Below are 23,760 nucleotides of genomic sequence, written 5' to 3'. Positions count from 1 at the left end.
CCGGCGAACGGAAGGCAAACTTCGTTAGCATCCCATGCCGAATTGGCCGAGCACGATGGCCAGGTCGGTATCGTCCACAATGCCGTCCTGATTGAGGTCGCCGCTTGGAGTCGTTCCTCCAAACTCGCCTAAGACGATGGCCAGATCGATGTCGTCCACGCAGCCGTCTCCGTTAGCATCGCCCTGGAATCTCGACACAAGCCTGACTTTAGCCATGTCGCTGATGAAGTTGAGCGCGTTGCGAGTGCGATACCAAAGTTCGGTCGTGCCTCGCACCGACGGCGTAAAGGTCAAGTTGGGCGGCGTGCCGCCCAATGCGCCGCCGCTTGGCAATCGCATAATATCGAATGTAAGCGGCGGGCTGATGGCGGTGAATCCTTTGAGCAAGACGTTGGCGGACTGGCCGACCCAGCAATTGACCGTGTCGATGTTAGCGCCCGACACTCGCCATACGAATGTGCCAAGGAGCAAGGCTTCGGGATTGTTTCCCGAACCATCGATCAGCGTCCCATCGCCTCGATCTTCCATCCGCCAAAGCCCCTTAAGACCTGGTTCGTTGCCGCGCAGTACGGCTCGCCAGTCGCGGGCGATCTCCTGCGCGGTTCGAGCGCGATTCCAGATTCTGACTTCGTCGATTTGACCTCGATAGCGGCCTAGCGCGTCCAAAGTCTGTCGCCAGCCGATGCGGAAGTCGTTCTGGGCTGGGGCAATGTCGCCGATGTTGCCAACACCCAGGCGCGTGTGCACGAGTTGGCCGTTTGCATAGAACCGTATCTGGCCGGCAGCGACATCGTACGTCAGCGCGATGTGCGTCCACTCTCCAGCGGGTGCGAAGTAACCGGTCGAGATCCATGCCCATCCCGGGTTGGAGTTGGCCAGAGCATATCGGATCGTTCCATCCCAGAACCGAGCAATCTCGTACTCGCCTTCTCGATTGACGATAATGCCGTACTCGTTGATATTCAATAGAGGCTGTGGGTTGATCCAAGCCTCTATGGTTAAGGCGTTCGTCATTTTTAGCGCATTGGAAGAGCCGACGTTCGCGTAGGCTCCTGCGGCGAGGTCGATGCTCAATCCGGCCAACGTTGCGGAAGGCACGCCGCCGTCAAAGTCGAAGATGGCGCCTGCCGCGGGGCTTTCGTTCATGCCATCGTTGGCCTTGAACTGGAACGGCGAAGTGCCGGATACGCCGTCCGGCGGAGTAAACGTAAACGAGGTCGGTCCGCCGTAGACTGATCCAAGGCCTGGCGGCGATGCGATGCCAAAGGACAGGGGGTCGTCGTTCACATCGAAGCCGGCAAACTTGACCGAGCGCGGCGCGTTGGCATGGGCGACCGCGCGATTGATAGTCGCACCGGAGAGTTGGAACCTGGGCGAACCGACGAACATCGCCGTGCGTCCGTTGCCGCTGGAGTCGGTCAGCGTATTGCCGTTCAGAGAATCGTCCATCCGCCAGTAGCCGATCAAGCCAGGTTCTGTGCCCTTCAAGGGCTGTCGGTAGCCTCGCTGGATTTCGAACTGTTCGCGCGCATAGTTCCAAACGCGAACGTCGTCCAATTCACCCAAGAATCCCGAACCGCCGATGAGCAGCGGCATATTGAGGTTTGCAAAAGGCGTCATACCGACCTTCTGGGCCTCAAGAACCCCGTTGCGGTAGATGCGCATGAAGTTGCCGTTTTGGCTGACGACCATGGCAAAGTGCTGCCACGTGCCGACGACGCTTTGGGGCGGGGTATAAGCGAGCCGCCCGCCGGTGAAGATGTTGCCGAAGTCCCAATAGACGACGCCATCGCTCCAAGGCGAGTGGATGACGATGCGGTTGGTGTTCGATCCGCCGTTCAAGGTGATTGGCGCTTGCTGGCGCACGGAGTCGGCCAATTGCCAGAACTCGATGGTCATTTCGGTCGTGGGTACGACCGTCCCGAAACCAGCAACTTCTGCCCGGTCGTTGATCCCCGGCGACCGAAAAGATTTTCCGGCCAGGCGAGCGATAGGCGGCGTGTTGTTGACGATGAAGGTTGTTTGGCTCGTTGCCGCATGGAAGTTCGCAGTGCCCGCGAATTCGGCCTTTAGCGAGTAGGTGGCTGCAGCCACGCCCGGGGGAACTGTATAGTTGAGCGTCGCCCAGCCATCCGCATCGGTAACGCCGCTGCCGACGATCGTATCGGCAATCTTAAACGAGATCGAATGGCCAGGCATCGGCGCATTGTTGGTGTTCAGCGTCAGCCTCGCTCTTAGTTGGACAGGAAGCCCCGATTCGGTGGCCACCGATTGAGGCGTAACGGTCGGTTGAGTGCGCAGAACGGTGAGGGTTCGAGCCAGCGTCGTGCCCGCATAGCCTCTAAATCCCGGAAATTCCATGTCGAGCGGGTAGTTTCCGACGTTCATGTTCATGGGGGCGGTGTATTGAACTGTCGCCTGGCCGATAACGTTGGTCGTACCCGAATCGATGGATTGGCCGTTCACAAAGAAGTGAACAGGCTGGTTGGCGATTGGAGTCTGGAGCGGACCGTATAGAAACGCGGACAGCGCCGCCGTACCGCCAATGTACACGGAATTATTGCCAGCGCTGAGCTGAGTCGCGGCGAAGGCGTTGATCTCGTCCGCGCCGACATCGACCGCAAGCCCAAAGAAGCGATCGTTGCCCTCGGCGTCTACAGGAATGATCAGCGCGTCTGGGCTGAATCCGCGATCGAAACAGGGCGATCCAGGCTGGATTCTAAAGTCGCCCAAAGATACGTTGACGTACAGCGGGTCGTCGGCAAAGTCAGAGGCTCCGGCGGCTTGGTTTCGATAGTTGGGCGAGGCGCCTCGCACCAGATTGTTGCGCAAGACGAACGCGGCCGTACCAACATTTTTGCGATCGATGTTCGGCCCGCCCGAGTGGTTGGTGAAGATGTTGTTGGCAAGCAAGATATTGGTGTTGTCGGATGCGAAGATCGCGGCTCCCGTCGGGGCATTCGTGCTCGTGTTGCCGTGTATGGTGTTATTGATGTACTGCGCGCCCGAACTGACGTTATAGATCACAGAGTGCGTGCTGGTGTTGGCATGGATGATGTTGTTCAGCACCTTGGGGTTGCCGGTGTTGACGTAGATGGCGGCGCCGATCGTCGCCCCGGTCGTGCCATTGTTGCGGATGACGTTGTTCGAGATGACGGGCGATCCGATAGTGATGTTGATGCCCGAGCCGTTAGCCGCCAATCCGTTGCGAATCGTAAAGCCGTCGATCATCGTTTCGGGCGTTGCTCCGGACGGCGAGGTAACGACCGATCCGCCCGCTTGTCCGTCCAGAATCGAGACGTTGGAGACGAGATTGCGCTGCCACAGGCTCGTCTCGTTGCCCGCGAAGCCGCCGAAGACTCGAACGCCCGATTTGAGCGTGATGCGCTCGTTGTAGGTGCCGTGCCGCACCCAGACTTGCTGCCCGGCAACGGCTGTGTTAATCCCGGCTTGGACGGTGCGCTTTGCGTTCTGCCAAGTATTGCCGGAAAAGGCATCGTTTCCCGTCGGCGAGACGTAGATCGTCGTCGCTTCGGAGATGGTAAACGGCAACCCGTTCGAATACTCGCTCGGGTAGTTCTGAACTTGAACATTGGCCATTCCGGGGTAGTTGAGATCGGCTGCCGGGATGCTGGCGTCGACTCTTGTACTGTTGACAAAGGTCGTGTTGCGCGGCTGGCCGTTCCAATAGACTCGGGCGCTGCTTTCGAAGCCGCTTCCCGTTACGATCAGGGTGAATGCGCTACTGTAGGCTTGCCGAGTGTTCGGGGTCAGGGTTGATATAGTTGGCTTAGGGTTGCGCACGGTGAACCACTCTTCGTTCGACCATTCGACCGCGCCTGTCGGTTGCAAGACTTGGATGACAACGGGCAGCACCGCGCCGTTAGTCATGTGGGAGGTGTTGGCGGTAAACCGAATTTCGTTAGGCGAAATAAACTGGTAGGCGTGCGAGAAGTTGTTGAAGAAGAGGGTCGTGTCGTTGCGGAATCCCTTTCCATACACTCTAACAGTCAGCGGGCCAGACGTGCCGCGAGGCACGATCGACGGATCGCAACGGTTGAGGAACGGTATGCCTTTGAGAACTCGGAAGGTCTGGCCAGAAGTGAATATGAACCCATCGCCAAGCAGGTTTGGCCCACGGATAACGACTTCCGCGTCGCCGATGACGTCCAATTGACTGGCAGGAATTACGGCATGGAGCTTGCCCGCATGTTCAAAGACGGTTTCCAGCGCCACGAACGATCCGGCGCCGGGCTTTTTGAACATCACCGTTGTCCGCGTTTCCGGCGTATGGCCGTTGACGAATCCGTTGCCTTGGACCGTAATCGTAAGGCCGTCGTCCCCAACGCTGCGCCCGGATGTCGGATTGAGGCGGTTGCTGGCGCTTTCGTGCCATTGCGGGCTGGGATAGCGGACAAATACTTGCTTGGGGTTCGATACTCCGCCGCCCGGCAGAGGCGTGCGCACAGTAACCCATATTTGGCCGCCAATGTTCAGAATCTCCTTAGGCACCGTTGCGTGCAAAACCGAGCCGGTAAAGGGCTGGGGATAGGTCGTCGGTATTGGCTGCTCGTTCCAATAGACGACTGATAAGCCATCTGAGTAAGTGTTTCCAGGGCTACTGACCTCTAGCTGCAGATCGACGTTCGTTGAGCCGATGTCGTACGTCGTGAACTCGATTCCGCCGTTTTTCAGTTGATCGATGATCGGAAGCTTATAACCCACTTCGAACTTGAGTATGTTCGAATCAGGGAAACCGGGCCTCTTGACCTGCACGTCGAAGCCGCTGAGGTTCAGCGTGTTCAGAATCGCATTGTGGGTCGGTCTCGTGAGCGTGCACTCTACGTAATTGTTCGTTGAATTGAACGTTGTGGCTATGGCGGTGTTGTTGACATAGATGACCGAGTTGGAGCCGAGGTAGCCCAATGGACGGCCTTCCAGCCGGATCGTCGCGCTGTTGTCGCCGAATCGAGCAAAGGTATCGCCTGGAAAGTTGACGCTATAGAATACGGCCGGGTCTGGGCTGGTGTTCGCACGGACGGGCATCGCCGTCGTCTGGGGAGTGTTGAAGCCTGCCAGCATGAACTGCCTGTCAAAAAGTTTGAACGGTATGGACGACTCTAACGCATAGGGGTCGAGCGGCTGTAGGTTGAAGCCGCCCAATGAAAAGGGACCGATCGATCCGCCGGCGTAGAACTCCATGGGGATAAAGTAGAGGCCCCCACCCAGAGTGAGAGACATGGTCGTCTTAAAGTCGTTGTCGAAGTAGATAATCGCTCGGATGTCCGCAGCGCCGGAAGTCGGCATCGTGAACGTGAGATTTTGACCTATGGGCCCCTCCGCCAAAAATGTGCCGCTCGCCAGCTCCAATCGAATCCTGGGCCTGGGCAAAAACTCCACGTCCTTCTGAAAACCTACCACGCCGCGAGCCTCCGCGCGCAACAAACTGTAGCCTGCTGCAAAGGTGTACGCGGGGGATTTTGGCGGAAAACTGACCGACTGATCCAGGAAGTTGAACGGCGGAGAACCGACCGCTGTTTGGAGAAGGTAGATCACTGCAGCGGTGATATTGCCCGTCAGCGTGAAAATACGGTCGCGAGCCTTGCCCCTCAGGTCCCGAATTAGACCGTTGGAGTCGGTTAGCGACTGTGTGATGTTGATCACCGGCCAGTGGAGGTCGGCGCGAAGCAAGTTCGGATAGGTCGGGAAGATGTCGATGCTGACGTCGCTGGAACCGGGGAAGACGTAATTGCGAAGATTAAAGAGTTGAACGTTTAGGTCGATGTTTCGAACCGAGTTGGAGAGCGCTTGACCGCTAAAGAGGGTCTCGCCGCTCAGTTTTCCAGTCATGGTTACGCTGGGCTGAGCTTTGAAGAAGCCCTCGGCAATGACGTTCGCATCGGGAGAGCGCGTAACCATGGACGCGGTACCGCTCCGAACGTAGCTTGTGGTGATGACGACCGGACCGCCCGGCACTAGGAAGTCTCTTTCGGGAATGCCGATTTCTATCTTGACGGGGTAAGCGATATCGACCGATCCGCCGTCGGCAAAAGCAGAGAAGCGAAGCCCGGTCTGTCCTGTGATCGATGCGTTGCCGGCGACGCCCGTCTCGCCAAAGAAGTTGAAGTAGCCGTTGTAGCTGTCGGAACTGCTAAACGAGGTGCCAAGAAACTTGGTGTAGTCGATACGGCCGGTGCCGGGCGCCCATAAGCTTTGGTTGGTGGCCTTCAGCTCGTAGCTGAACTGATGGTAGGTGCGTTGCGAGAACGAAGCGACGACGAAAACGAGCAGGGCAACAAACACGGCTGAGCGATAGAGCATGGTCCAAAGACCTCCCCAAAACAGTAGTACTGAATGTAAATACGCCTTTAGTCAGACAGATTCCTTCCCGAGAGGGCTATAATTATTTTAGGGGGGAACAGGATTTGGACTTGCAGAAGTGGGAATGGAAGCTCAAGCATCCTTCCGAGCGCAGGATGTTGCGCAAGGCGTTTCTCGATTCGAGGAACGCCGAGGATGCGAGCGATCACGCGATCGCGGTCGGTCGCGTCTGTCTGCCCTGGCTGGTCGATTGGCTAGACCATAGCCGGGCGAAAGTTCGCCAAGCCGCGTTGCGCTCATTGCAGCGTTTTGCCGAAGTCGAGACGAATCAGGAAGCGATTTGCGACATGATAGTGCAGAAAATGGCCTCGCTTAAGGTCGGTCGCGCCGAGCCGCCTCACAGCCCGCGATTGTTCGCCTTAGCGGAGGGCGCTGAACTTTTGGCCGCGATGAACGATTATCGCGCAAGGCCGATACTATACGAGCACCTGGAAGGGCCGAGCGCGGCGCTCGCGGCCAGTGCCGCCGCACAACTGGCGGCATTGAAAGAAACCCGCGCGGCAAACGCTATCGGTTCGACGCTGATCGATTGGGAAAAGGCGGCCGAACAGCCCTGGAGGCGGTCGATGTGGCCTATCTTGTTGTCGATCGGCGGGATTTATCTGCTGTTCAGCGGCATTCAGTGGTCCCCCCAAAATGCGGCGGGCAACAGCGTCGACGATCCCGCCGCCATCATTTTTAGAAACGCGGCCTTCTGCCTGCTGATCGCTTGGATCGCGCGAAATCTTATCAAATCTTGGGGGCACTCCAGCGTTCGCCAATGGCCCAACACTCGCACCAAGTTCACCTCGGCGCTGCTTTCGCTCGATACGACTCTGGCCATCGGTCCTTTGGCGCTTTGTACCGAGCAAACCGCCTTGCGCGAGATGGCTATTGCGTCGTTGGAGCCGCTGTTGACTAGAGTCAAGCGCCCCGAGGACGCGGCCTTGACCGCGGAACAGTCAAAAGCGCTATCGAAACTATTGGATGTCGAGAACGACGGCTTTCGTCGCGCGCTGATCAATGCGCTGGCATTCATCGGCGACGAGCAGTCGTTGGCAGCCCTCAAGCGGTTTGCCAAGGACAAGCGCCGCCCCGAAGGGATGAAAGAGTTGGCCGCTCAGGCGGCGGCGGCGCTTCAATTGAGGCTTTCGGGCCGATCCGACGAGCGGGTGCTTCTGCGCGCGACCGACCCGGAGCACGAGCAGGAAACGCTATTGCGCAGCGCCGACGGCGACTATGAGTTTCCATCGGATCAACTTCTGCGCCAGGCCAACCCGGAGTCCTAAATGGCCGAAAGCCAAGAAGCCACTATAGCGCAGCTTAAGGCTCAGATCGCCGATCAGGAGGCCGAGATCGAGGCTTTGAGGCGCATTTCGGAGGCGACCGGTTCGGCGCTCGCCACGCCTCAGATACTGCAATCCATCGCAGAGATCGCTATGCGCATCACCGATACCGAGGTTTGCCACGTCTTTCTATTCAACGAAACCAAGGACGAACTCGTGCTGCGGGCGGCGACCGGGGACGATCAAGTGTTCGTCGACAATGTGCGCCTCAAGGTGGGCGAGGGCATTACCGGCTGGGTGGCGGAGAAACGGCAGCACGTTGCCGTGCCCGATCAAGCCAACACCGATCCGAGGTTCAAAGAGAACCCCTATCTGCAAGAACAGAACTATCGCAGCATGCTCTCGGTGCCGTTGGAAGCCAAAGGCGAGGCCATCGGCGTCATCAACGTCCGCACGCGAGAGCCTCACGAATACAGCATGAATCATGTGCGGTTGCTGTCCGGCATTGCAAACCATCTAGCCGGAGCGATCGACCACTTGCGGCAAATGCGCCGATTGCGACAACAGGCCATGCAGATCGTAACCCTGTCTGAAGTGAGCCGCAGCATCACTTCTCAGGTCTATCTGGAAGAGATTCTGCAGCTTTTGGTCAACATGACCGCCCAGACGATGGGTTACAAGGTCGTCAACGTTCGGATCGTCGATGAGGAGAGCCGCGAACTGATCCTAAAGGCGACTCAGGCGGTCAGCCCTGAATATCGCGCCAAGCCGCCGGGCAAACTGGGCGAGAGCATCGCTGGGCAAGCGGTCGCCGAGAACCGGGCAATAACCGTGCTGGACGTGCGCGAGCACCCTGAGTACCGTTTTCCGGAGATCGCAAGGCGCGAGGGATTGGTCTCCGTAGCCTGCGTTCCGATCCGAGGCAGAGAGTCGGCGGTCGGGGTGCTGAGCTGTTATACCGAGCGCCCTCACGTCTTTGGCGAGGACGAAATTGCGACTTTGGAGGCCGTCGCCAATCAGGCAGCATTGGCCATCGAGCACGCCAAACTGATGATGCGGAGCGCGATCCTGCAAGAGATGCATCATCGCGTCAAGAACAACCTTCAGCAGATCGCGAGCCTTTTGCGCCTGCAATTAGGTTCAATGTCCGCTAAGAACGCCGAAGAGGTGATCAACGATTGCCTGCGCCGCATCTTGGCCATCGCGTCGGTGCACGAACTCTTGTCGAGAGAGGACCTGGATACCGTCAGCGCGCGCAAGGTCGCATCGAGCATCCTCTACAACGTTCATCAGGCGCTTGCGTCCGAAGGCAGCCAGTTTAAAACGAGCGTTGTGGGCGACGATGCGCTGTTGCCCACTCAACAGGCCACTGCAGTGGCCCTGATACTGAACGAGTTGATCCAGAACGCTATGGAGCATGGGTTTGGCGATGCATCGACAGGATCGATCGAAGTGGCGATCAAAAACAGCGGAGGCCGCATCGTGATCGACGTGGTCAATGATGGTCGAGAAGTGGGGCAGGTCGATCCGACGGAGTTAAAAACGCTGGGACTGCGAATAGTGGACAACCTTGCCCGAGGCACCCTGGGCGGGCGATTCTTGCTGACTGCAGAGAACGGAAAGACTCGAGCCTCTCTTGATTTTCCAAAATCTGCCTAACCATGCAGGGATTGCGGCGCCCGACGTAGAAATAAGGCGGCACAGGAGACTGATCCGATGAGCAATGAAACGAAAAGCAACATGGCCTTGCCCTCTAATGCGCACGTTTTTGGCTCCGATGTGATTCGCGTCGGGCTGGTGGGCTGCGGCGGAAGGGGCACAGGCGCAGCGTCCAACGCGGTCGAAGCGGCAGAGGGCGTCGAAATCTATGCGATGGGCGATCTGTTCAAAGATCGGCTCGATTCCAGCCGAGAGAATCTGAAGGGACTAGGAGCGCGATTCAACGTTACCGACGACCGATGCTTTGTCGGCTTTGACGCCTACAAAAAGGTCATCGCGTCCGACGTGCACTATGTCTTGTTCGCCACCCCGCCCGGGTTCCGACCGATCCAAGCAAGAGCAGCGATCGAGGCCGGCAAGCACATCTTTGTCGAAAAGCCGGTAGCCGTCTGTCCCACTGGCATCCGCCACTTTATCGAGACCTCGAAGATGGCCTCGGCCAAGGGCTTAGGCGTCTTGGCGGGCACTCAATATCGCCACGATCCTAGGTTTGTCGAAACGATCAAGCGGATTCACGACGGCGCGATCGGCGACATTCTGGCGGGACAGATCTACTACCTGACAGGGGAGCTTTGGCACCATGGCCGCAAGCCCGACTGGACGGACGCCGAGTTCCAGATTCGAAACTGGCTCTACTTCAATTGGCTGGCGGGCGACCACATCATCGAACAGCACGTGCACAACATCGACGTGATGTGCTGGGTGATGAACGGCCATCCCGAAAAAGCCCTGGCTATGGGCGGTCGGCAAAAGCGCGTCGATCCCAAGTACGGTCATATCTACGACCACTTTACAACTCTGTACGACTATCCAAACAATGTGAAGTGGGTCAGCATGTGCCGACAGATGGACAATACCCAATCCCGCGTTACCGACCATGTGGTCGGTACAAAGGGCACGTCCTGTCCGTGGGGATGGATACGAGGCGAAACAAACTGGCGGTTCCAAGGCCCGCACAACATGTACGTCCAAGAACATGCCGACTTTATCGCAAGCCTTCGAGCGGGCAAACCCCTGAACGAGGGCGTCCAAGTGGCCGAGAGCACGCTGACCGGCATCATGGGCCGAATGTCGGCCTATACCGGCCAAGAAGTAACTTGGGAGCAGGCGATGAACTCCCAACTGAACCTGATGAGAGACGTAAACGCATTTGGTCCGATCGATTCCGAGCCGATAGCCATCCCTGGCAAGACGGCGCTGGTATAGGCGGAGAGGTGAGAAGATGAACAGAGAGATCAGTCGTCGAGAGTTTGTCCGGGGCGCTGCGACCGTTGCCGCCTTGTCGGTTATTCCTTTGGGGGTTCATGCCCAGCCGACCTCGCAGCTCAAAGTAGGCTTGATTGGATCGGGCGGGCGCGGAACCGGCGCCGCGAGAGACATTATCGAGGCCGATTCGGGCACGATCATCTGGTCGGTCGGCGACCTGTTTGCCGACCGAATGCGCGGCGCGCTGGGCAATCTGGCCGACTTGGGCGCACGGGTCAATGTGCCTGCCAGCCGTCAGTTCGTCGGGTTCGATGCCTATAAACAGGTGATCAACTCGGGCGTAGACATTGTGATCTTGGCCGCTCCTCCTGGATTCCGACCGGAGCATTTTAAGGCTGCGGTCGAGGCCGGAAAGCACGTGTTCATGGAGAAGCCTGTAGCGGTCTGTCCAACCGGCGTGCGGATGGTTTTGGCGGCGTCAGAGATGGCCGCTCAGAAGAAGTTGGGCGTGGTGGCCGGCACTCAGCGACGGCACCAACGCTCCTACCTTGAGACGATGAAGCGCGTGCACGACGGCGCAATCGGAAAGATCGCATCCGCTCAATGCTATTGGAACCAGGGCGGACTTTGGCATCATGGCCGCAAGCCCGAATGGAGCGACACGGAGTATCAAATCCGAAACTGGCTCTACTTCGCTTGGCTTTCGGGAGACCATATCGTCGAGCAGCACATCCACAACATCGACGTGATCAACTGGGCGATGAACGGCCACCCGGTCAAGTGCATCGGCTCGGGAGGCCGACAGGCCAGAACGGACGAAAAGTACGGCCATATCTACGATCACTTCACCATAGAGTACGAATATGCCGATGGCATGAGGATGTTGAGCACGTGCCGGCAGATCGATAACTGTGCCAGCCGCGTCAGCGAGTTTCTGATCGGCGACAAGGGCGTTTGCGATCCGGGCGGCTCGATTCGCGGCGAAAACTCGTGGCGGTTCCAGGGCGACAACCCCAACCCTTACGTTCAAGAGCACAAGGACTTGGTCGCCAGCATCCGTTCGGGCAGTCCGCTCAACGAAGGTCGAACGGTGGCCGAAAGCACTCTGACCGCGATCATGGGAAGAATGGCGGCCTATACCGGCAAAGAGATCGCTTGGGAACAGGCGCTTAACTCGAAGCTCGATCTCACCAAGAACGGTTTAGCGTTTGGCCCGATGCCTGTCGAGGCCGTTGCGATACCTGGCGTAACTCAATTGACCTAACCCGGAGGGAAAGGCGATGAAAAAGGCGATATGGGCAGTCGTGGCACTGTTGGCCGTTGGCTCTATGGCGCAAACAGACCCGCGCGTTGGCCCCAAGACGAAACTGTTCAACGGAAAGGACATGGCCGGATGGAACTTCCTCCTGTCAGACAAGAACTTGAAGATGGAAGATGTCTGGTCGGTCGATCCACAGCAGGGCATCATTGTCTGCAAGGGTACGCCGGCAGGCTACATCTACACCAACCAAAACTACACGAGTTTTATCTTGACTCTGGAGTGGCGCTGGAGCCCGGTTACCAAGCACGAAGGCAATAGCGGCGTGTTGCTGAGGGTTCAAGAACCGCACAAGATCTGGCCGAAAAGCATCGAGGCTCAGCTCTATAGCAAGCACGCGGGCGATTTCTGGCTCATTGACGGGGCGAAACTGGAGACCGACGAAGGCCGCATCAACAAAGGCGCGCCCAACAATCGAGTCCGCATGAAGACCAACGAAAAGGCGGCGGGCGAGTGGAACCACTACGAAATCATCGTAGACGGCGACAAGGTAACGCTGAAGGTGAACGGCGAACTGGTGAACGAAGGCAAGGGCGCCGAAGTCATCCCGGGCAAAATTGCGCTCCAGTCCGAAGGCGCCGAGATCCACTTCCGCAACATCGAGATTCGACCCATCAGGAACTAAGCTATGAGCCGGATACAGTTTGTAACGTTGGCGGCGCTGACCTCGCTCTTTGCATTCTTGGGCGGTTTTGCAGCCGTTCGTTTGGCGCCCTCGGCGGTGGACGCGCAAGGCAAGCGCGAGAAGATCGTCAGCGCCAACAAGTTTGTCTTGGAAGACAAGGATGGCGCTGTTCGCGCCGAGTTGAGCAACTCGTTTGGCGATCCCATCCTCTTTTTCTTTGATAAGGAAAAGAAAGCCCGCGCCTGGTGGACGCTGAACGAGAAAGGCGAGCCGCATATCGTGTTCGTCGATCCGTACGACAAGCCGACCTGGAAGGCGCCTTAAAGAGTGATCGTCGGCGCAGCGAAGGAGAACCGTCCTGGCGAGCGGCGAGCCGCGCTAACGCCAGAAGGGGTTCGCTCGCTCGTCGGCAAGGGCTTCGAAGTCGTCATAGAGCCTGGATTGGGCGAAGAAGCCGGATTTGAAGATGAACTATACATCGGGGCCGGCGCCAATCTGGCCGATTCGATCTGGCCCATTGCCGACTTGGCGCTCAAAGTCAACGAGCCGACGCCGGAAGAAGCGCAGCTGCTCAAACCGAGAGCCTCGACGGTTTCGTTTCAACTGCCTTTGTCCAACCTCAGTTCGATCAAGGCGCTGGCCGATGCGGGCGCCACGGTCTTCTCGATGTCTTTGGTGCCGCGCATCTCTCGCGCGCAGAGCATGGACGCGCTCAGTTCGATGAGCAGTGCGGCGGGCTATCGCGCGGCGCTGTTGGCGGCCAACCACCTGCCCAAGTTCTTTCCGATGCTGATGACGGCGGCGGGCAGCATCGCCCCGGCAAGGGTGTTCGTGATAGGCGCGGGAGTGGCCGGGCTCCAAGCCATCGCGACCTGCCGCAGATTGGGCGCGGTTGTCGAGGCGTTCGACGTTCGTCCGATAGTGAAGGAACAGGTCGAGAGTTTGGGCGCCAGGTTTGTCGATTTGGGTTTGTCGCCCGAAGAGTCCGAAGACGCAGGCGGCTACGCAAAGGAGGTCTCTACGGACACGCATCGTCGCGAGTTGGAGGCGATCGCGCAACGACTGCCCAAGACCGACGCCCTCATTACGACGGCGCTGGTGCCGGACAGGCCCGCGCCGGTGCTGATAACGGCCGAGATGGTGAAGCTGATGCCAAAGGGCAGCCTGATCGTCGACGTAGCGGCGGTGAACGGAGGCAATTGCGAGTTGACAAGGCCGGGAGAGAGCATCGTTGCGGAGGGCGTCAGCATCCTGGGGCCGACCAACCTCCCGAGCGAACTGGCACACCATTCGACTCAAATGTACTCGCGAAACGTGGTCAGTTTTGTACTGCACGTGTTCAAATTGGACGCTTCCGAGCTTGATTTAGAGGACCCGATCGTGCGCGATTCGATGGCCATCCGCCAGGGCAAGCCCGTGCACGAGGCCACACGCATCGCGTTAGAAAGAGGAGGCAGAGCGTGAGCCTGATCGCGATCCTTGCTATTTTCATTTTGGCGGTGGCTGTAGGACTGGAGTTGATCTCCAAAGTGCCGCCCACCCTGCACACGCCGTTGATGTCGGCCACGAACGCCATTCATGGCGTGATTTTGGTCGGTGCAATGATCGTGCTGGGAGAGGCGAAAGAGCCTGTCTGGATCGCGGTCGGCGCGGTTGCGGTCTTCTTCGGCGCATTGAACGTGGTCGGCGGCTTTGCAGTTACCGACCGGATGCTCGAAATGTTCAAAAAGGGGCCGGGTAAATAGGATGCCGCAAGTCCCGATCTGGATCGATTTGACCTATCTCCTATCGGCCGTTTGCTTCATCCTCGGCATCAAGTTTCTTAACGCGCCTAAACGGGCGCGACTGGGCAACCAAGTGGCGGCCTTTGGCATGACGGCGGCGGTCGTGGCCACGATATTCCATCCGAGAATCGAAACCTATGCCTGGATCGGAGCGGCTCTGGGAGCAGGCGCCGCGGTCGGTTGGATCTCGGCCAGGCGCGTGCAAATGACCGCTATGCCGCAAATGGTCGCCTTGTTTAACGGCGTGGGCGGCGGCGCGGTGGCCTTGGTGGCCATTATGGAGTTTGCGTCTGCGGTCGAAGCCAGCGCCCTGCACACCGTTACGGGCGTCCTCAGCGCCATCATTGGCGGGGTCTCGTTCTCGGGCAATTTGGTCGCGTTTGCCAAACTTCAAGAGCTGATGACCGGTCGCCCCATCTTCCTGCCGGGCCAAAAACTGATCAATCTTGGGTTGTTGATGGCCACCGGGGCTATCGCCGTCCAGATCGCGGTCGGTATAGGCAATCTTCCACTCTTTCTTTGGCTAACAGGAGCCGCGCTGGCGATGGGCGTTACGTTTGTGCTGCCGGTGGGCGGCGCAGACATGCCGGTCGTCATCTCCTTGCTCAATTCCTTCACCGGTTTGGCAGCAGGCCTGGCGGGCTTCATGTTAGAGAACAACGCCTTGCTCATCGGCGGCGCGCTGGTTGGCGCGAGCGGACTGATCCTAACCCTTCAGATGTGCGCCGCAATGAATCGCTCTCTGGAGAACGTCTTTTTTGGCGCTTTGGGTGCTGGCCCCGCTGCCGAGCAAGCCAAGGCGGTCGAGCGAGCCGTGCGCAGTTACGGCGCCGAAGACGTGGCCTTGATGCTTGCGAACGCCAACAAAGTGATCGTCATCCCAGGCTACGGCATGGCGACGGCGCAAGCGCAACATGCTGTAAAAGAGCTGGCCAACAAACTGGCAAAGCGGGGCGTGGTTGTCAAGTACGCCATTCATCCCGTTGCCGGGCGAATGCCAGGACATATGAACGTACTGTTGGCCGAAGCAGGAACCCCATACGAGCAATTGGCCGACTTGGAAGAGATCAACCCCGAGTTTCCCGAAACCGATGTCGCGCTGGTGATCGGCGCCAACGACGTGGTCAACCCGGCCGCGCGGCACGACCAGAGCAGCCCGCTCTACGGGATGCCAATCTTGGATGCCGACAAAGCGCGAGCGTGCGTGATCTGCAAGCGCGGCATGGGCACGGGCTATGCGGGCGTCGATAACGAACTCTACTACGCGCCCAACACGATCATGCTGTTTGGGGATGCCAAGGCCAGCATTACGGCGCTGGCCTCGGCCATCGACGACTATTGAATGTGATTCGACTTCGGCCAGCCGACGATTAGGTAGCTGAACTTGCCGTTCGACTTGCCTTTGCCTAACTCAACGACGGTAAATCCGCTCGTGCCCGTTTCAGTAACGGCCAAGCCGTTGCAGTCCGGGTCTTGAGATTGTAGAAACACGTGGTAGGTCTTGTTCGGATCGACATACTGAGGCTTGCGACTGTCGAACTGGATGCGCGCGGTACCGCCGACCAGCGCATCTTCGCCCGCCTCCACGGTCATGCCCGAGCTAATCATCCCACCGACTGCCACTGCGCCGCCCGCCTGGCTGGAGGCCGATCCGCTTGTCTGAACGCCTCCGCTGGCGCGTCCAGAAACAGAGATCGACCCGCTGGTTTGTCCGCTACCGGTTTTCGAAGTGGTCGTCTCCACGATTTGGATGTTGCCGTCTTTATCGACAACCTCGTGCCTAGTCGTGAACCCGTCGCTATTTGCCAAGATCGTCGGCTTGATCCGGTCGGGCAAGGCTGTATAGGCCTGATTGCTGCCGCTGGGCCGCACCGCCACCTCGATCCATTGGCCGCGAGGTCTATATCGACTAAACTCTTCCGGCCAGTCGAACGAATATTGCCCGTTGGCAACCCGCATGCCCGGCTTGAAACTCTCGGCCAGCATCTCGCCGCCGGTCTTCAATGCAAAAAGTCGCAGTCGAAAGTCGAACGTCCCGTTCGCGGGTCGCCCGCCGTCGGTCAACTGGCCTCTGATCGTCAGCCGTTCATTTTGCATGGTCGCAATGCCCGCCATGACGGCGAGCAACGTTGTGAGCGCGATTAGCCTCATTGATTTGCCTCCCTGTGCTTAAGATTCTGACGCGCGGCGGCAATCTTAGTTACCTCCCAATCTGATTTAACATGAGCTGCACATCGCCGTCGTTGACCGAACCGTCGCGGTCCAAGTCTTCTATCAAGTCTTGGCCGACCAGCCCATACGCCTCCAGAACCATCGCTAAATCGAGGTCGTCGATCTGGCCGTCCTTATTGACGTCGCCCGGTATCAGTTCGACATCGATCTGATCCCCGTGGATCGTTCCCGTGCCTGCATACGCGCCAAAAGCCGTTGCGCGAACTTCAATCTCGCCGGTCGGCAATCCAATTTGGACCTTCGCCCGAGCGTTGCCGTTGGAGAAGAGCAGGGCGGGCAGTTTGGTTCGATGTAAGGGTTTATCAGAACCCTTTTCAAACAGTGCGAGTTCGATCCCTTTCAACTCCGCGCCCTCGCGCAGTCCGGGCACATCTAGATTGATCGACATGAGCGATGAATTGGCTAGTCGGACCCAACCGGCGGTGGATGGAACGTTGTCCGTGTCGATCAAGAACATCATGTACCAGCCCGGAGGCGCGATATAGTTCGACCAGGGCGCTGTAACGTCCAGCCGTTCGCCCGCTTGTTTGAAGGAACATCGCACCAATCGCTGTTCGAAGTTGCTCGAGTGCGTGCCGGCGCCGGGACGCATCAAGATGACCGACTTGATTTTTCGTGCGGGCGGCGCATAATAGCCGACCTCGAAAACCTCGCCGTAATCGATCGGATCGAACTCGGTTTGACCGACGATCGCCGGGCGGTCCGATGCATCGCGCAACTTGCCCTTGTCGTTGTACAGGTAGGGCGGATTGTAGACGAGCGGGTGGCGGTTGATGATCTTGGACGGCCCGCCGGGCGGGCCGAAAAGGTCGGTTCCGACGGAGAGCACCCGTGCGTCGGGCAATAGAATGGCGGACGAATGCTCGATCCGCACCCCATCAGGCGTGCCATAGCCCGGGTCGCCCGGCAGGTCGTGCTCCACATTTGGAAGCGACTTGGCCGGCGCCCAATGGCCAAACTGGTAGTTTCCGGCGGCATCCGGCTTCAGCAGATAAGCAGAAAAGAGCATGTCGTTGATGCTCCAAGGGCAGCCGTTTTCGCTGGCATTCATGCCGCCGGTCAGCAAGACCGATCCATCGGGCAAGATCGTGCTGTTGATATATCGGCGACCAGGCGTGAGCGAAGGACCATGCTGAAAGTTAACGCCCGATGGGCCAAAAGTGAGCAAGGTCGAGTAATCCGAACCGGAGTAGAGATGACACCCGTTCGATCCACCGTGCACGATCATCTGGTTAAGGGTTTGGTCCGCAATGCCGGACGGATTGAGCGCGTCGCTATCGTTTCGAGGCAGCAACACCGCATTGCCATGACCGCGATAAGTGCGAAACTGAATTGCAGGCGTGGTTTGTCGCGACCAGCCCAACTCAGGTCTGTCGGGGTCGAGCAAATAAACACGGTAATCCGGCCCGACCCGCGCGATCTGTCCGACCGCTTCGCTGCCGTTCGGCCAACTGATCAAGGACATTCGCGGGTACTGCTTTCCCAAATCGGGCCGCTGATCGGCCGATTGGAAGTTGCCGTTTACGCAGGGCAGCACGACCAGATCGTAGGGCGTGAAGAGCATAGTAGCGGGATCGAAAATTTCGTACTTGTGGGTGTAGGTGTGCAAATTGTAATCGTCGTTGCAGGCATAGGGGCCGTAGTCGGTCTTGGTGCCTCCTGCGGCCAGAATCTTGCCGTTGGGTAGCATCAGGGTTGTAACGTAGCGGCGAAACTCGTTCATTCCGGAGCCGTTTTCGCCCAATGGCCCCGCCCAGCCATAGTCTGGGCCTTGGTTCCAGCGCTCTGGATTGAACAGATAAGAGCCGCGCAAGGCATCGACGAGAGCGCCGCCAATGGAGTAGCTTCCGCCCATGGCGACTAGTTTGCCGTCCTCTAAAACGCACATGCCCGAGCCAAAGAGGTTGCTGTCGCGAAGCTTTCGAAAATCGGTGGTCAACGGATCGGGATCGGGCACAAAACTGGTGAATCCGTAAGAGCGTCGGCCTGCGGGCGCATCGCTAGGGTTGAAGGAAGGGTGCCACATCAAGGTCGTAACGTAGTTGAGCGAGTTGTTGGGCTGCATGCCCAATCCCCAGGTGAGTATTACGCCTCTCGGCAGACGTTCGTTGGCGTTGAGCTGCCATTCGATCGGTAATAGGGTCGTGTTGATGCCATATGAGTTGCGAAGGTTGTTGCCCGAACCATCGTATGGGGTTAGAAAATCTGGCTCGCCAAAGGGATGCGAGGCGCCGCCGACGCGAAAGTCTCGCCAGCGCACCGGACGGTTTTCCAACCCTGACCATAGGAAATGCCAGTCGCCTTGGACCTGCGGCTGGGCCATCGAATCGATAGTAAATAGAGACAAGACAATGCCCAAAGAGAAGAATCGAAATCCCATAGTTGCCTCCCGAGATATTATAGAGCGCTTCAGCCATTTTTGAAGCCGTAGGTATAATTTGAGCCTCAAACGTGGAGGGCGACATGGCGACGATTGGCATAGTGATGGCCGCGGGCAAAGGCACACGCATGAAGTCAGACCTTCCTAAAGCCCTTCATTCTGTTTGCGGACGCCCCATGCTCGGATATGTTCTCAAAGCGCTCGAAGGCGCCGGAGCAGCCCCTTGCATCATCGTCGTCGGGCACAAAGAGGAACTCGTCCGATCGGCGTTCGGCGACCAATATTTCTATGCGCGACAAGAACAGCAATTGGGCACCGGCGATGCCGCGCGCCAGGCCGTCCCGCACTTGCCCGAATCGGGCACAGTCTTGATCGCTCCGGGCGATGCGCCGCTCATCACTAGCGAAGCGATCCAAGAAATGCTGGGCAAGCACCGGACGGAAAACGCATCGTTGACGTTGGCTGCCGTAACTTTGGAGAATCCGACCGGATATGGGCGAGTCGTTCAAGAACCAGGCCGACTGAGAATTGTTGAAGAAAAGGACGCTACCCCGGAGGAACGGCAGATTACCCATTGCGCGGCATCGTTCTATGCGGTCGAGGCATCGGCGCTCAGGGTCGGCTTGTCCAAGCTGAGCGATGACAACGCGGCGCGAGAGTTCTATCTGACCGACATCGTTGCCATTCTGTCCCAAATGGGAGAAAAAGTTGTAACATGGGACTGCCGCCATCCAGAGTTGCTGATGGGCGTCAACGACCGATGGGAACTAGCACAAGCGACCAAGACCCTCTATCGCCGCATTGCCAAGCGCCATGCGATCAACGGCGCTACGATCATCGATCCAGATACGGCCTACATAGAAGATGACATCGAGATCGGCGCGGACACCGTTATCTATCCCAACTCGCACCTGCGCCAAGGCGTTCGGATCGGCGCTCGATGCGAGATCGGGCCGGACGTGGTGATCGCCAAAGCGCGCATCGGCGACGACTGCCGCGTTCAGCGGTCGAACGTGATCGATAGCGAGCTGGAATCGGACGTTTGGGTCGGGCCGTTTTCCAACGTCCGGCCGGGCTGTCTGCTCAAATCCGGTTCTAGAATAGGCGCGTTTGTCGAAGTCAATCGTTCTGTGATCGGTCGTGGCGCAAAGGCCGTGCACTTGGCTTATTTGGGCGATGCGATCTTGGGCGAAGGCGTTAACATCGGCGCGGGCACGATTACCTGCAACTTTGACGGCAAGCATAAGAATCAAACGCACATTGGCGACGACGCTTTTGTCGGTTCCAACTCGACTTTAATCGCGCCGGTCAACATCGCCCCTAATTCCTACATCGCGGCGGGCAGCGCGATCACCGACGATGTGCCCGAGGGCGCGCTCGGTATCGGCCGAGGCCGGCAGGTGAACAAAGAGGGCTGGGTGCAGAAGCGCAATAGGAGCGACGAGTAATGGCCGGCGTCAGCATTCGGAGCGTGTCCATTACCTATGGAAAGTCGGTCGCGGTGTCCGATGTTTCGCTCGAGATAGCCGACGGCGAGTATTGCGTTCTGCTCGGTCCGTCGGGCTGCGGCAAGACCTCGCTCTTGCGCTCCATCGCTGGATTAGTCAATCCCAGTCAGGGTCGCATCTATGTCGGAGAGAAAGATGTAACCGATCTTTATCCGGGCGACCGAGGCGTAGCGCTGGTGTTTCAAAACTATGCGCTCTATCCGCACCATACCGTTCGAGGCAACCTGGCTTTTCCTCTGAGAGCCGCCAAACGACCGGCCAGCGAAATCGAGAAGCAAGTGCAAGAAGTCGCTGCGCTGTTGCACTTGGACCCGTTCTTGGATAGGCTGCCGCGCCAATTATCGGGCGGCCAACAACAGCGCGTCGCGGTCGGCAGGGCGCTCATCCGCCAGCCTCGAGTTCTTCTTTTGGACGAGCCGCTGGGCAATCTGGACGCCGCTCTGAGAATCGAGATGCGGGAGCTTCTGCGCGAGTTGCAACAGTCCCGGAAGATCACTACTGTGCACGTAACGCACGACCAGTTGGAGGCGCAGGCAGTGGCCGACCGGATCGTTGTGATGGATGTGGGTCAAGTCTGCCAAGTCGGCTCGCCCGTAGAGATCTATTCAAAACCTGAGACGCTCTTTGTGGCCAAGTTCATCGGCACGCCCGCTATTAACCTCCTGCCGGCCAAAGTAGAAAACGGATCGCTCGTTACCGAATTGGCCGTCCTCCCCAACCCAAGCCCAAGCGCGAGCGGCGAACTTCTCTTAGGCATTCGCCCAGAGGACCTGACCATCGACGAGCAGGGACCGATCAAAGCGACCGTCTCGGTTGTCGAGCCTCAAGGCAGCGAATGGATTCTGAAGCTAAATGCCGGCGGCCTGTCGTTGCATCTGCGCAAGGGTCGAGACGCTATGCCCAATCCTCCGGGCGTGGGCCAAGAGACGCGCGTCAGCGCCAATATGGAGCGCGCGCGCCTCTTCGACGCACAGACGGGCCGCCTGATTGCCTAACGCTTGGGCAACAGGTGAAACCGGATTTGGCTGGGCCGCTCAGCATCGTGATAGATCGTCTGGTGCGCCGCGATCATCTTCACCGCATCCTTTAACGGCTCGCCCGTGTTGAGGTTCCTTGCATACATCGGGAACATGTCGCTCATGATCACGACGCCCAATCGGTGCCCTTTCTTGAAGCGATGCGCCACGTCCCAGTGCGGAATGACCGCCTTGTAAACCTTGCCCGGTTCTATCAGCTTCGGCTCGTCCCAACTCGATACAAATCGGGCGCTGATCTTGCCCGGAAGGCCGATCAAGCGGGGCTCGTCTTTCTCATCAAAGTCCGCCAGCACCCAAAAGAAGTCCGTATCCTTGGCCGAGCTTGAGAAGTAAAGTTCGAGTTCGGCCGAGCCGCTGATCTCCAAGTCTTCCTCAAGCACGGGAGTCTTAAAGATCAGGAAGTCGTCCTTTTCCTTGCTCAAATTGAGCTTGGTCGAAGTTTGATAGTCCTTCATCTCCTTCAGTTCTTCTGGTATGGTCGCGCTCGCAGGGTTGTAAGTGTAGCGGCTCGGCTCTTCGTTGCCTGGTTTGGCTTCGACTAGGCGTCCTTGACCCTTTATGCCATTCGCCGGAGCGTCGCTGCTCAAGTAGAGCGTCTTTTGAGGGCCGGGCGGCCAATCAGAAAACTCTCGCCACTCGTTGGCGCCTGTTACAAAGATCCTCGCCTTTGGCTGCTCCTTCCAGGCAACGTCTTTGCCTTTCAGATGCTGGTCAAAAAAGCGCAGATAGACGCTGTTCAGCTCTAGCACGGCCTCTGGGCCGTAATCCACGTCGCCCGTTTGAGTGGAGGTGTTGAACGCGTGCGACCAAGGACCATAGATGACCCACTGATCCTTGTGGCCCAACGATCGCAGCCTCTCCCAGTTGAGTTTGGTTCCGATGCCGTCCCCGTCCCACCAACCGCTGATATGAAGCACAGGAATCTTCACCTTGTCCATGAGGTCAAGAAAGTTGGCCTTGCCGAACGAAGAGTGACGGTCCATCTCCAGCCACTTGTTGTAAAACGGCACGTCCTCTTCTAGCATTTCGTCGTCCAACTTGCTGAGCGGCAATGTGTAGAACTTATCCATCTTGTCGCTCAGTAGCTTCGGGCCGCCCTCTGGCACCGATTTGCCCTTGACGTAATTGGCCCACCAAACCGCGCCGTACATCATGAAGACGCCATGATCCCACGGAATGTTGAAAAAGAGATCGGGCGGCGAAACTTGAGGGATGATCGCCTTGAGCGCAGGATGGCCGGTAACGGCAACTTGCCATTGAACGAATCCTAGGTAGCTGCCGCCGATCATCCCAATGTTTCCATCGCACCAGGGTTGAGCGACGATCCAGTTCAGCGTGTCGTATCCGTCCTCGCGCTCGTTGAGGAACGGCTCCCACTCGCCGTCGCTGTCGTCCCGACCGCGCACGTCCTGTGTAATGTATACAAACCCGCGCTTAGCCCACCAATCGCCTTCCAAAGCTGACATCTTTCGATTGTAGGGCGTTCTGACGAGAATGGCCGGAAACTTGCCTTCCGAATCGGGTCGAGCGACTGTCGCCGCCAGCTCTACCCCATCCCGCATCTTGATCTTGACCAGAGTCTCCGTCTTGACTGGGTGTTGGGGCTGGCTAAGCTCTTTGAACTTGGTCGTTGGGTCGACCATGAGGTCTTCGTAGCCTGCAAACACGTACTGCACGCGCTGGCTGGGCACGTCCCAAGCCAATACCTCGCCCTTCTCGTCGGCGTAGAAGTCGATCTCTACGCCCGAGCTAAACCGCGCTAAGTAATGTTCCGCGGTCTGACGGCCTTTCGGCCCTTCAAACGTCTTGACCGGACGACGCGAAAGCTTGACCTTTGTCTTGACGGCGCCGTCGGTTACAAAAATGTCGAGTTCCTGCGTCTCGGGTCCCTGCTTGTCGTACTGCTTGATGATCGAACTGACCATCCACGGATGAAGGTTGGCCATATACGCAGCAGGCGCATCATAGTCGCGGGTCGTCGCGTCTTTCTTGCCCTTTACCTGGATCGTCAGCTTTTTGCCTTTAGCGGTCAAAGTCGCCTCGCCGTCTTGGCTTTTCTCGACCTGCTTGTATTCAATCAGCTTGCCGTCTTTGATCTTGCCGGATGCCGAGCTCTCCATCTTGATGTTCGCAATTTGGAGCATCCCGCTAGAAGCGAACGAACCGTCTCGCTTCAGTTCGTAGCGACAGAATCCAGCGTCGTTGCCTGCAAAGGTGATCTTGGCCTCGCGCTTCTGTGCGCTGACCGGCGCAAGAGCGATGAGCAAGAGCGCCCCGATCAGTAACTTCTTCATCTGTTCCCCCT

General features: G+C 58.2%; 15 protein-coding genes. 11 read left to right on the top strand and 4 right to left on the bottom strand.

The features are described 5' to 3' along the window. Positions 1 to 24: 24 nt before the first annotated feature. On the bottom strand, positions 25 to 6,321 hold the full coding sequence (locus HUU60_08280; protein NUL82700.1) for an Ig-like domain repeat protein: 6,297 nt from the start codon (positions 6,319 to 6,321) through the stop codon (positions 25 to 27). Positions 6,322 to 6,425: 104 nt separating this feature from the next. Between HUU60_08280 and HUU60_08275 the strand changes: the two genes are divergently transcribed. From HUU60_08275 to HUU60_08235, 9 genes are read left to right on the top strand one after another with little or no spacing between them, the layout of a single operon-like run. Further along, positions 6,426 to 7,649 carry a hypothetical protein gene (locus HUU60_08275; GenBank protein ID NUL82699.1) on the top strand — a complete coding sequence of 408 codons (1,224 nt, stop codon included), beginning with the start codon at positions 6,426 to 6,428 and terminating at the stop codon, positions 7,647 to 7,649. Continuing rightward, positions 7,650 to 9,305, top strand: coding sequence for a GAF domain-containing protein (locus HUU60_08270; GenBank protein NUL82698.1), 1,656 nt, complete (start codon positions 7,650 to 7,652; stop codon positions 9,303 to 9,305). It abuts the gene before it with no gap. A 57-nt stretch (positions 9,306 to 9,362) separates the two neighbouring features. Further along, positions 9,363 to 10,571, top strand: coding sequence for a Gfo/Idh/MocA family oxidoreductase (locus tag HUU60_08265; protein NUL82697.1), 1,209 nt, complete (start codon positions 9,363 to 9,365; stop codon positions 10,569 to 10,571). 16 nt (positions 10,572 to 10,587) lie between these two features. Then, a complete protein-coding gene (locus HUU60_08260) occupies positions 10,588 to 11,835 on the top strand; it encodes a Gfo/Idh/MocA family oxidoreductase (protein NUL82696.1) in 1,248 nt (415 codons plus the stop codon). A gap of 16 nt (positions 11,836 to 11,851) precedes the next feature. After that, the gene (locus HUU60_08255) at positions 11,852 to 12,514 is read left to right on the top strand and encodes a DUF1080 domain-containing protein (GenBank protein NUL82695.1); all 663 of its coding nucleotides are present in this window, start codon (positions 11,852 to 11,854) and stop codon (positions 12,512 to 12,514) included. Between the two features lie 3 nt (positions 12,515 to 12,517). Beyond that, positions 12,518 to 12,838 carry a hypothetical protein gene (locus tag HUU60_08250; protein NUL82694.1) on the top strand — a complete coding sequence of 107 codons (321 nt, stop codon included), beginning with the start codon at positions 12,518 to 12,520 and terminating at the stop codon, positions 12,836 to 12,838. A gap of 3 nt (positions 12,839 to 12,841) precedes the next feature. Next, complete coding sequence (locus tag HUU60_08245; protein ID NUL82693.1) at positions 12,842 to 13,978, top strand: Re/Si-specific NAD(P)(+) transhydrogenase subunit alpha; 1,137 nt, start codon at positions 12,842 to 12,844, stop codon at positions 13,976 to 13,978. Continuing rightward, positions 13,975 to 14,259 (top strand): NAD(P) transhydrogenase subunit alpha, encoded by a 285-nt coding sequence (locus tag HUU60_08240; GenBank protein ID NUL82692.1) that lies wholly within the window; start codon positions 13,975 to 13,977, stop codon positions 14,257 to 14,259. Before HUU60_08245 ends, HUU60_08240 begins: the two co-directional genes overlap by 4 nt. A 1-nt stretch (position 14,260) precedes the next feature. Next, entirely contained in the window at positions 14,261 to 15,640 is a 1,380-nt protein-coding gene (locus tag HUU60_08235; protein NUL82691.1) for an NAD(P)(+) transhydrogenase (Re/Si-specific) subunit beta, read from the top strand. On the opposite strand, the gene HUU60_08230 is transcribed toward HUU60_08235, so the two are convergent. After that, positions 15,634 to 16,449 carry a hypothetical protein gene (locus HUU60_08230; protein NUL82690.1) on the bottom strand — a complete coding sequence of 272 codons (816 nt, stop codon included), beginning with the start codon at positions 16,447 to 16,449 and terminating at the stop codon, positions 15,634 to 15,636. The two genes, HUU60_08235 and HUU60_08230, sit on opposite strands and share 7 nt — an antisense overlap. A gap of 49 nt (positions 16,450 to 16,498) precedes the next feature. Continuing rightward, complete coding sequence (locus tag HUU60_08225) at positions 16,499 to 18,910, bottom strand: DUF1929 domain-containing protein (GenBank protein ID NUL82689.1); 2,412 nt, start codon at positions 18,908 to 18,910, stop codon at positions 16,499 to 16,501. Positions 18,911 to 18,993: 83 nt separating this feature from the next. Between HUU60_08225 and glmU the strand changes: the two genes are divergently transcribed. Together glmU and HUU60_08215 are read left to right on the top strand one after the other, a co-directional pair. Further along, complete coding sequence (gene glmU, locus HUU60_08220) at positions 18,994 to 20,358, top strand: bifunctional UDP-N-acetylglucosamine diphosphorylase/glucosamine-1-phosphate N-acetyltransferase GlmU (protein ID NUL82688.1); 1,365 nt, start codon at positions 18,994 to 18,996, stop codon at positions 20,356 to 20,358. Then, the gene (locus HUU60_08215; GenBank protein NUL82687.1) at positions 20,358 to 21,413 is read left to right on the top strand and encodes an ABC transporter ATP-binding protein; all 1,056 of its coding nucleotides are present in this window, start codon (positions 20,358 to 20,360) and stop codon (positions 21,411 to 21,413) included. Before glmU ends, HUU60_08215 begins: the two co-directional genes overlap by 1 nt. Here the strand turns inward: HUU60_08215 and HUU60_08210 are convergent. Then, complete coding sequence (locus tag HUU60_08210) at positions 21,410 to 23,749, bottom strand: CocE/NonD family hydrolase (GenBank protein ID NUL82686.1); 2,340 nt, start codon at positions 23,747 to 23,749, stop codon at positions 21,410 to 21,412. The two genes, HUU60_08215 and HUU60_08210, sit on opposite strands and share 4 nt — an antisense overlap. Positions 23,750 to 23,760 lie beyond the last annotated feature (11 nt).

This window comes from Armatimonadota bacterium (assembly GCA_013359125.1).
GTDB lineage: Bacteria > Armatimonadota > Fimbriimonadia > Fimbriimonadales > GBS-DC > JABWCR01.
Note: the sequence above shows the minus strand (reverse complement) of the source record. Positions and strands in the feature narration are given on the sequence as shown.